The following is an 11,490-nucleotide window of genomic DNA, read 5'->3' as shown; positions in this document are numbered from 1 at the left end:
CTATGTTGAGACTATCTAAGAAATTTGAATCGCTCAGTAAAGTAGCTACATCTTCACTATCAACATTAGTAGATGTAACAAAATTTATGCCTTGAGTGTTATTGGGGTCAAATACTTCTGCAAGAATACCAATAGTATCATCGTCAGCTTCTAGATCGCTAATTTCATCTATACCTTCACCAAGCGCTGTATAAACAAAGATGTCATCACCCGAATTTCCACGGAGCTTATCACTACCAAGACCTCCAACAAGAATATCATTTCCTTTCTTACCTTCGAGAGTATCTTCACCATCATCACCTAAAATCAAGTCATCACCATCATCACCCTTGATTTTATCATCACCACTACCACCAGAAATACTATCCTCATCCTTTCCACCTTTAATATCATCATCACCTTCTTGACCGAAAATCAAGTCATTATCATCATCACCATCTATCTTGTCATCACCAGTACCACCAAATATGGTATCATTACCGTCATCCCCTTCTAGGTCATCATCATCTGCTCCACCATCAATAAAGTCATTACCATCTTTACCATCAAGCTTATCTTCATCCCCACGACCACGGATAATATCATCTTCTTGGGTACCTTTGATATTATCTGTTCCGTTTGAACCAAAGAATTGAGCCATTTGTTTTTTTTCTCCTTACTAAAATCAATGCAAATTTGGAATTTTTTGCACAGCAACCTAATTTTTGACAAAAAAAATTATTAGTCAAGATTAGACCAATGTTATTTGGCATATTTACTTCTATTTTTTTGCCTCAGAGCTAGCAAAATTCCTAGGTATTACTGTTTTTATCAATGACATTCCCTATAGACATAACTATAAATATCTAGAGAATTTTCCACTTTTTCTCTGTTCCAATGCACCCTTAAATTTATTTCTCTATATCATCTTAGCCATTGCGGTCAAAAATGACAACTTTATTTATTACAGTTAATACTTTTCTATTACAGTTACCCTGAATCCTTAGAATTTAAAACCCTTAAAGCTCTTAAACTCCTTAACTGAGTCTGATGTAATAATTTTTCCGTTCTCAATTTATCCAGTAAAATTTAGTGATTGACGCAATATAAAAGTATTTGTTCCCATTCCAACAATAAATATTTATAATCTAATCAATCTTGAAAAGCAGATTCCACTATCAAACCAGAAGAAAAATATTGACTTAGTAAACGATTGATGATATTATCCAATTTCAAAAATATTTATAGTATCTATATTGTGGTAGAAGTCAAAATTTTTATTGCTTCCTGCTGATTAAAAATTACATTGATACAACTGTAAAAACTAGCAAAACACTTATTTTTTTATTAGTTAACCCACAAATAAACAAAAATAAAAAAGATATGACAGAATCAATCGCAAAGGTAAGAAAAGCTGTAATTCCAGCAGCAGGTTTTGGTACGCGGATGTTTCCAGCGAGTAAAGTTGTGAAAAAAGAACTATTTCCCATTATCGACAAGGATGGTAGGGCAAAACCAATAATTCAAATAATTGTTGAGGAAGCAATAAGTGGTGGAATAGAGGAAGTTGGAATAGTTGTACAAAAAAGCGATATCCCAGTATTTACAGACTATTTCCAAGCTCTCCCCAGTTATTATCAAAAGCTCTCTGCGGAAAAACAAGAATATTGTCAATATTTACAAAATTTAGGTAGCAAAATTACTCTCTTAACTCAATCTGAACAAGCAGGTTATGGTCATGCAGTTTTCTGTGCTAAAGAGTGGGTGGGAGATGAACCTTTTTTGCTATTACTGGGAGACCATATTTATGCTTCTGATGTGGAAAAAACCTGTGCAAGTCAAATTTTGCAAGTCTACGAACAGGCGAATCAAAGTCTAATTGGCGTGAGAATTATCCCAGGAACAGAAATACATCATTATGGTTGTATTAGTGGAAATTTAGTTGCCGACGGTCTAATTGATATTGATACAATTTATGAAAAACCAGACCTAAATTATGCCAGAGAAAAACTTCATGTATCAGGGATGAAAGAGGATGAATTTTTAGGAGTTTTTGGGATGTATGTCTTGACAACAAAAATATTTGATTATCTAGAAGAAAACATTAAACAAAATGCTAGGGAAAAAGGAGAATTTCAACTGACATCTTGTTTGGATAAATTGCAAAGACTGGAAGGAATGACAGGGTATTTAATGAAAGGGCGATGTTTTGACACCGGGATGCCAGATGTGTATCGGCAAACAATGATTGATTTTCGTAATGATTGACGGAAAAATCTGAAAACTCGGAAAAAAACTGACTATAAAGATTGATGATTTAGCATCATAATTATTTGCTCAATTTTTTCTGGGTATTGAGATTTATGATTTTTTGATTAATATCAAGTCTGATAGCATCAGTATTGTATAGTGGAGGTAATATCATGTCCGGTAGAACAGTTATAATTAGGCTCGTAGTTGGGCTTTAGCCCTAATATAAGTATTGCTTGGGCTAAAGCCTAACTACAAACAAAAACTTTGTTATAAGTAATTACCCGAACATGATATAAGTAGGGCTGGCTGAATAAATCTAAAAGTATTTATATATAAAGGTTATAGTCTTTTTTCATCCCGAAAAAGAGCAACTTTTCCAGCTAAAACTACCAAAAAGTTAGGATTTTAGGGAGACCAAGGGTAGAAAAATCAAGGAACAATTATTCCTCCTACTTTCTCTGTCTTCCCACCCTCCCCACACTCTGCTTTATTCAGCAAACCCTAAGTAAGAAGTGAGAATTTATATCATATAATCCCCTAATAATTAGATAGATTTAATTTGAATTAATTGATACTAATTACAATGGAATCTCAACAACAAATTCTACCCCTTTTCCTGGAGCAGAATTAAAACTTATTTTGCCCTGATGTTTTTCCACAACAATTGAATAGCTAATTGACAAACCTAAACCCGTACCAGAACCCACTGGTTTAGTAGTAAAAAATGGGTCAAATATCTTCTTTTGATGCTCTAGACTAATACTAGGACCATTGTTAGCAATTTTGATCTTTACAGTCCGGTTTGTGGTAATTTTCGTAGTAATAGTAATAGTAGGTTGCTGTTCTAATTCACTCTCATTTTTTCTCATATCTTCCAAAGCATCAATAGCATTACTCAAAATATTCATAAATACTTGATTTAGTTGTGACGTGTAACAGTTAACCAATGGTAGCTCCCCATAATTTTTAACCACCTTAATTTCCGATTTTCCTCTTTGAGAATTGAGTCGATTTTGTAAAATCAGTAAAGTGCTATCAATACCATCATGAATATTTACAGGTTTCATATCCGACTCATCTAATCTAGAAAAATTCCGTAGGGATACCACAATTTTTTTAATTCTTTCAGAACCACTTTTAATAGAATTTAGTAATTTTTCCAAATCTTCAGTTAAAAAATCTAAATCGATTTCTTCTCTTAATTGTTCTATTTTAGCTGTATTATGAGGATATTCTTCTTGATAAAGAGCGATAAAACTTAGCAAATATTGACTATATTCAATAGCGTGATTGATGTTGCCATAGATAAAATTGTTGGGATTATTAATCTCGTGAGCAATTCCGGCTACCATTTGCCCGAGACTAGACATTTTTTCTGTTTGAATTAATTGAGCTTGAGTCCTTTGTAATTTTTTGAGAGTTTCAGATAAACGTAGATTTTTTTCGTTTAATTCTTCCGTGCGTTTTTTAACTTTATCCTCTAAGGTATGACTATATTCTTCTAGTTGATTTTTAGCGACAGATAAGTTTTCATAAAGCTGGGCATTTTCTAGGGAAAAAGCTGCTTGAGTAACCAGAACTTTTAAGACTGCTAGGCGCTCCCTAGTAAAAGCTCCTAGAGTGAGATTATTTTCTAGATATAATATACCAATAAATTGACCCCTATTCATAATGGGAATACATAAAATACTCTTGGGTTGATAGTTTTGAATGTAAGAGTCGGCAGCCAACTTAGTTTCATTAGTAGCATCATCAAGTACAACAGTTTTTTGAGTACGCGCCACATAATAAATCAGGGAAGTAGGAAGCTCCGAGGTGGAGTCAATAGGGAGACACTCTCTTGCTGTTAGTTGTAATTCTTGCTCTTGGTTACTATCACGAATAGCTCTAGCTTCTATGACTAAATTTTCTCCGTTACTTAGGATTAAATAACCTTTTTGAGCAGCAGCATTTTCGAGAGTAACTCGCATCAAAACTAAGAGTAAATTCTCTAGTTGAATTTCTCCGGAAATTGCTTGAGTTGCTTTGATTAAACTGCTGAAGTCAAGCGCGACAGAACTGTCACTGGTTGTATAAGTGATAGTTTCAGTAGTTAAGCTACGAGTAGAATTAGGTTCTGGTTGCTGTAGTGGTTTAAGCAGTTCGCCGTAGGATTTTTCTAGGTGTTTGAGTTTAGCAGATGCTCCCCACTGAGCATAAGCATAGTAAGCTTTGATCAAATATGCTTGGGCAATAGTTTTCTTATTCCACTCTAGATAAAATTTAGCGGCGAGTTCGTTAGCGAGAGCAACTTCTTGAATATATTCGTTTTCTGTGGCGCCAGCGATCGCTTGTTCATATAGTTCTATTGCTTCTACATAGTTATTAAGCACTCGATGTTTTTCTGCTTCCACTAGATGAAATTTATGTAAATAATTCATTGGAGCATGGTGCGCCCAGATTTTCATCTGTTCCTGGTTGGAGGTAATTTGTTCTAACCACTCTTGTTGTTCTGTTTCTGAACCTTGATTGTAAAGAGCAAGTTGAATTAAAGAACCATAAAAATAAAAAAGTGCCTGGATATAGTGAGAGGTAACTATATGGAGATTTGGTTGTGTTGCTAGAGAAATTTTGAGAGACTCCTGATAATTACCAAACAGATAACACAAATAAAGTTTGTGGAAATTTAGGTATACCAGTGTTTGAGGATCTTGAGGCTGTGTTTTTGTCTCATCAAAAGCTTCGCCAACTAACATACAGGGATTTGCACGAGGGTTGATTAAGTTTAGAATAGTTTGTTGATTTGTTTGTAACCGCGTTATAAAAGTTTCTTGTTTGATTTGAACAACAGTATCAATAGCATCATCAAGTTTCTGAGCAAGTTCTGTTAATTCTCCCCCAATATAGTAGGAATGAAGACAGTGTAAAAAGATATTGTAAGCAGCAAATTCTAAGTCTCCCCTAGATAAGGTAAGGGAATAGCCTTCTAGGAAAGAGGGTAAGGTGTTTCGTAAATGTTCTTGCCAATGGCGAAGATGGTGGTTTGCTACTGTTACTCCTTTGATAGCATCTCCACCGCAGGACTCAAATACGTAATATGTTGCCTGAGATAATTCATAAGCTGCTTTAATTTCTCCCTTGATCCACAGCATGATTCCGTAACAGGTATACCCATAAGCAGAAGCAGATGTATTTCCCCACTTGATAGACAAAGTAACGATGGCAAAAACGATACTTGACCATAGGGGGGAACCGCTAAGGAAAGCTGAACCTCCAATTAATCCAAGAATTTCCATTACAACTTGCTTTTCGGTATTGGTCATCTGTGGAAGTTTTTTTAAGTCTTCAATGGAGCGATCGCCTAAACATGACTGAATTTCTTCTATTCCAAAAAGTAAGTCTGCTTCTTCTGGTCTGGGGGATAATTCTAATCCTAATTTTTTGAGAATTATTGTGGCAATATCGATACCTTTTATAAGTTGGTATTGAGCAAATTCTGCCTGAATTTTGGCTATGTATGCGGGAACTTGGTCTAATAAATTTTTCGCTTGTTGCTGTACAATTTGAGCTAGTTGTTCCATCTGCTCATAGTCGCCGATCAAATACCTAGCTTCTGCTGCTTCTAAATATAGAGCTAATGTTAATTCATAATTCCTTTCCCAACTATTACCTTCTAACAATTCCAGACCCGTATTCAAATAATTCACCGTCGCATTATAAGCAGTAGAAACTTTAGCTTTCTTTCCCGCCATTAAATTTAACTCAGCTAGTTGTTCTTTTTCCCTAGGTTCCTCAATTAAATCTACCCCATAATTTAACTGATTAACTATATCAAAAATTTTCTCTTGCCTTTCCGTTTCAGGAATATTTTCTAATAATAATCGCCCGATTTTTAAATGAGTTGCTTGTTTTTGCTCTTCCGGTATTAACAAATAAGCAGCTTGCTGTATCCTGTCGTGCAAAAACTTATAACTTGCATCTGTTTCTCTTCCCTGAAAATCTGTAGATATATTTGAGTCTTGAGAACTATAAAACTTATACACTTCTGTCACCGGTAAAATTAATCCTTCTTGCAATCCCTCCCACAAATTCTTTGCTGTTTCTACCACATATTTTTCTGATACAATACCTAAAGTTTCTAAATTAAACTTATTACCTATACAAGCTGCTAATTTCATTACCTCTTGAGTCTGTGGTGACAATTTTTGCAGACGAGTTGCCATAAACTCCACCACATTATCTGTCAGAGACAATAATTTTACTTGAGTAATATCACATTCCCAATAACCCACCTCATAATTAAACGTAATTAATTCTTCTTTGTACAATGCTTTGAGAAATTGAGTAATAAAAAAAGGATTTCCTTGAGTTTTTTGAGCTACCAACTCCGCCAAAGGTAATGCTATTTCCTCAGAACAATGAAGTGTATCTGCTACTAAGGGGTTTACATCAGAAATTAGTTCCAGAGGTTTTAAAGTAATAGTATTAATAATTGCTGCAGTTTTGACAATTTCTTCTAATGTTAATATTAAGGGATGAGTTGGATTTACCTCATGATCCCGATAAGCTCCTAACAATAATAAATATTCACTATTTTTTTCACTCATTAACAACTGCATCAACTTCAAAGAACCTGTATCTGCCCACTGTAGATCGTCCAAAAAAATTACCAACGGATGCTCTTTAGTCGCAAAGATTTTAATGAATTTTAAAAATAGTAAATTAAACCGATTTTCCGCCGCAATTCCTGATAATTCTTCCACCTCTGGTTGAGGAGAAATAATCAATTCTAGTTCGGGAATAACTTCAATAATTACTTGCCCATTTTTACCCAATGCTGAGAGGATTTTACTCTTCCATTCCTGTAATTTATTTTCCGTTTCACTCAGCAATTCTCCCATTAAATCCCGAAATGCTTGTACAAATGCACTAAAAGGAATATTGCGTTGAAATTGGTCAAATTTTCCTTTAATAAAATAGCCTCGTTGACGAACTATTGGTTTATGAACTTCGTTTATTACTGCTGTTTTTCCTATTCCTGAAAAACCAGCTACTAACATTATTTCACTGCCACCTTGAGCCACTCTTTCAAAAGCATCTAATAAATTCTCAACTTCACTTTGGCGACCATAGAGTTTTTCGGGAATACTGAAGCGGTCTGAAATATCTCGCTTTCCTAACTCAAATGCAGGAATTTTTTCTGTTTCTTGCCAATATTTTAAACAGGTTTCTAGATCCTGTTTTAATCCGAAAGCATTCTGATAGCGGTATTCTGCATTTTTGGCGAGCATTTTCAGAATAATATTACTGATAATTTGAGGTATTTCTGTGTTTAATTCAGTAGGTGGAGTCGGTTCTTTCGCAATATGAAAATAAACTAATTCTATGGGGTCTTTTGATACAAAAGGTAATTGACCTGTAAGTATTTCGTAGAATGTAATTCCTAAAGAATAAAAATCACTCCGGTAGTCGATACCTCGGTTCATTCTTCCTGTTTGTTCTGGAGACATATATGCGAGGGTGCCTTCAAGAACATTAGGGTTGATAATTTCTTGAGTTTCTCTTGGTAATAATGTGGAAATACTAAAGTCAATTAATTTCACTTCTTTTGTGTCTGGGTTAATCACAATATTAGAAGGTTTAATATCTTTATGAATAATCTGATGATGGTATAAATCTTCTAAAATTTCCACTATTGAAATTGCCAGTAAAAGAAAATTTGGCAGGTTCAGTTTTTGATTACTCAGGTATTTTTTGAGGGATACTGCCCCTATATCTTCCATAATTAGGGCATAACCATTTCCATATTTTTCTAGGGACAGAGGTTTAACAATTCCTGATAAATTCAGATTTTTGGTAATTGTATATTGATGCCGAAACTGTAATAATTCCCAAAATGTAGGGTATTCTTTATTGAGAACTTTGATGACTACTGGTTGTTGATTTATTGTATTTAATCCACGATAAACCTTAGTTCTGGTGCCTGTATAAATTTGTTGAGTTATATTATAATTAGGTAGTTTAATCATGGCAAATTCAAGCAATTTATGGCTAATTAGGAACTATAGAAGTTTCGAGCAATAACAGTTTTTTTCTTCTTATTTACTCTATGGCAATCACTCCTATATGTGTACAATTAGTCTATTTTTGAGTATCAAATCAGTCTAATTCGCTTCTCGAGGCTTCCAAAGAAACAAAATTATTTACTAGAGATAATTTTACTATTATATCACTTGATTTATCTATACAAGTTCTGAAAATTTTATATTAGACTTGTCGCTTTATAACTAACAAAACTGGCAAACCCAAGTCAAGTAAGAATTTTAGCTATTCCCAATTTCAAACGTCTGGAATTACGCTGTGTTTTAATTTGAGCGATTTTTTCCGTCTATTTAGCGACAAGTCTATTATACCGCTACGCAAATACATTAGGAAATTCCTCTGTTCTCTATTCCCTATTCCCTGTTGCCTTACAACCAAAATTTATTGTTGTAACCAAAAGACGTAGTGCTATATGTCCGCTGGTATTGTTTGTATAAATCCAGGCGTGAATATCTACAGGAAATTTAAGTTTTTTCCTGCTTTTAAGCCTTCTCTCCTAGATAACTAAAGCCTCCTTCCTTACCGAAACATTAAGGTATAATACCAATTACCATACATTAATGCTATACTTCAACACCTCAATAATTACCAAGATTTTTTGTCTTTTTTTAACAATTATTAGTCGGTTAGTATATATTTTTCCTACTTTTAACCTCTCCCGTACGGACGTTGCATGCAACGTCCCTACTACTTCCCACACTTCCCCACCCGATCGGGTATAGCATTCTTTTTGATAAATGGTATAAAGCCTCTCCATTCATGGAGAAAAAACGGTCGATTGGATATGACGAAGAAACCTCGCCATATCCAATCGACCAAGAGAAGAAAAAAATTCCTTTGAGCAAAATCCTATCCGTTATAGGAAGAGGTAATTATTAATTATTAATTATTAATTATTAATTGTTGAACCATACTTTATAATACCAATGCTACCAGAGATAAAATTAGCTAATAATTGTCGAATTATTTTAGATATCTCCAGAAAATAAACTTGCTATTTATTGAGCATCAGCAATAAAAGTAAGAGTTCCTGAAAAAATCATTTTCCGTACCTTTTTGCTAAAAATATCTTGCCTGTTCCCAGTTAGGAATGAAAATTAAACAAGTGTCATAAATTCTGGATATTATTTAATTTTCATTCCTTAGGCATTTTAGAGAAGATTCCTCATGCAGTATGTATTTTAGCCATGCTTACTCAATTTTTGACTCTGTTTAGGCGATCGCCATTTATCAAAAGATAATTAGATCATTGAGAAAAGTCTGAAACAAGGTATTTTCGTTCCGACTCAGATAAGAAAAAAGTACAATGCCTAACTAACTAACTAAGTTCTCAAATACTCCTGTATTTGTTAAGTCCTCAACCAAAGAATAAAGATCCTTCTGAGAGATCACTAACTTGAATATTGTTCAGCACAGATAGCTCAATACCAGAGATGGAAATTACCGTATCTGCACCTCTTTGGATAATATCTAAGTCATTGACTGAACTAACACCAATGCCACCAACGGCAATTTGATCGATTCCCACTTCAAAATCAGTAATCGTGTTACTTGAGGTCGGGAGTCCAGTAGTGCTAATCCAGAAGATATCCGATCCTTCCCCTCCAGTCATAATATTGTTGCCACCCTCAAGAATCATAAAGGTATCATCTCCTTTTCCCCCCAATAAACTATCCCCTTCTCCAGCAAAAAAGGTATCATTCCCCCGATTACCGTAGAGACGGTTGTTACCTAGAGTGCTTGGAAACGAAGGAGCAGTCCCTTGACTAGCATCTATTAAATCATCACCATTTCCAGCAAAAACACTATCTTGATTACCATCAAAATTATCACTAGGATCGGCTGCATCAAAGATATTGTCGCCCGAATCTCCAAAAATATCCTCTTTTTCGGCTTCTATAGCTGCAGCTCGAGCTGGAGCTGGTTCATTTGTGTTGGATACAAGGTCAGTTGCTTCAGTAAATCGATAAATACCTTCAATGGGTTCAAAAATGACATTATCTGGAATCTGGTCTGGATAAAAATTGGTAAAACCAATCATTAAACTAGCACGAGAAAGGAGATAGTCGGGTTTAACTTCTGGTTCAGCACTATGACCAATACTAAAACCAAAAGGAGAACGGATTGTTTCTAAAACATCATCAAAAGTTGGAGCTTCAGTAATAGGCAGACCGCCTTGGGTATAGTAAGGTCCAAATTCTTCAGGTCGGTTAATGTTATAAGGAGCTTCTGTAAAGAATGCTCCTCCTTTCCCTTGTTCATCAAGTAATTGGTCATAGGCAAATTCAAAGGTAAAACTTCCGGTCCCATCTGGGTTCCCTTCAAATACTGGCGTACTAATTTGGTGAACAACAGGCAAAGCAAGAGCTATATCTTCGATGCCGTCATTGTTAACATCAATGCCTGTATTAGTTTCTGGAATTGTCTCAAAAATATCAAACTCATTACCAATAAGATCCCCAGTTTGACCATCGTACCAAAAATTACTTTCAACTGTATTAATACGGGTTAGTATCCAAAGTTGCCATCTCGCATCTTCGATGGATACTGGATATTGATTGTAAGGTGTGGAAGCATCATTTTCTCGAGCAATATCTATTCTGTAAGGTAACCCTGTAAAATCAGCTTCCAAAACCACTGTATTTGCTGACTTCGAGTAAGTTAATGTCACATCAACCCCACCCTCTAACATTTCTGGGGTAACGATATCAAGTTCATCAGTAAAAGATGTTCGAGCTGCAAGTAAAGGAAAACGAATTCGCCCTTCATCATCAGGAGCAAATTGAGTCGTTAGATTAATAAAGGCATTGGTCAGACTTTGAGTGGCAAGCTCTGGATTAAAAGAGCGATATTCTTCGAGATTAACAGATTCGGCAAACTGTCGTCCCTCTTCTAAGCCAAAATTTTGGAGATGAAGTAAAGCTTCAGAATTACTAAGATTAGCTAGATCGGGGTTAGCTTGTTTGTAAAATTCTAGATCGACAAAGGGAGAAAATAAACGACCTTCTTCGATCCCTATTTCAAGTAAGTGATCTAAAGCTGCCTGATTAGTCAAATCCACAAGGTCTGGATTAGCCACCCGTTTATAATAGTCTAAATCGATAAATGGGGAAAATTGCAACCCTTGATTAATTCCTACATTGAAAAAGTGGTCTAATCCACTAGCAAATTCTCCCA

At 34.9% G+C, this 11,490-nt stretch carries 5 protein-coding genes; 1 reads left to right on the top strand and 4 read right to left on the bottom strand.

What is annotated here, in order from left to right:
- Positions 1 to 640, bottom strand: a 640-nt coding sequence (locus tag F6K22_RS16095; protein WP_375340163.1) for a calcium-binding protein, incomplete at its 3' end; no start/stop codon positions are given.
- 722 nt (positions 641 to 1,362) lie between these two features.
- Here F6K22_RS16095 and F6K22_RS16090 point away from each other — a divergent pair.
- Positions 1,363 to 2,247: a UTP--glucose-1-phosphate uridylyltransferase gene (locus tag F6K22_RS16090; protein WP_293099633.1), complete on the top strand. Its 885-nt coding sequence runs from the start codon at positions 1,363 to 1,365 to the stop codon at positions 2,245 to 2,247.
- Between the two features lie 563 nt (positions 2,248 to 2,810).
- Here the strand turns inward: F6K22_RS16090 and F6K22_RS16085 are convergent.
- From F6K22_RS16085 to F6K22_RS16075, 3 genes are all read right to left on the bottom strand, one after another.
- The gene (locus F6K22_RS16085) at positions 2,811 to 8,240 is read right to left on the bottom strand and encodes a trifunctional serine/threonine-protein kinase/ATP-binding protein/sensor histidine kinase (protein ID WP_293099630.1); all 5,430 of its coding nucleotides are present in this window, start codon (positions 8,238 to 8,240) and stop codon (positions 2,811 to 2,813) included.
- 620 nt (positions 8,241 to 8,860) lie between these two features.
- Positions 8,861 to 9,070 carry a hypothetical protein gene (locus tag F6K22_RS16080; RefSeq protein WP_293099627.1) on the bottom strand — a complete coding sequence of 70 codons (210 nt, stop codon included), beginning with the start codon at positions 9,068 to 9,070 and terminating at the stop codon, positions 8,861 to 8,863.
- Positions 9,071 to 9,670: 600 nt separating this feature from the next.
- On the bottom strand, positions 9,671 to 11,490 hold a 1,820-nt coding region (locus tag F6K22_RS16075; protein WP_293099624.1), incomplete at its 5' end, for a calcium-binding protein.

Source organism: Okeania sp. SIO2F4 (genome assembly GCF_010672385.1).
Taxonomy (GTDB): Bacteria; Cyanobacteriota; Cyanobacteriia; order Cyanobacteriales; family Microcoleaceae; genus Trichodesmium.
This window is presented reverse-complemented; position numbering and strand designations above follow the sequence as displayed.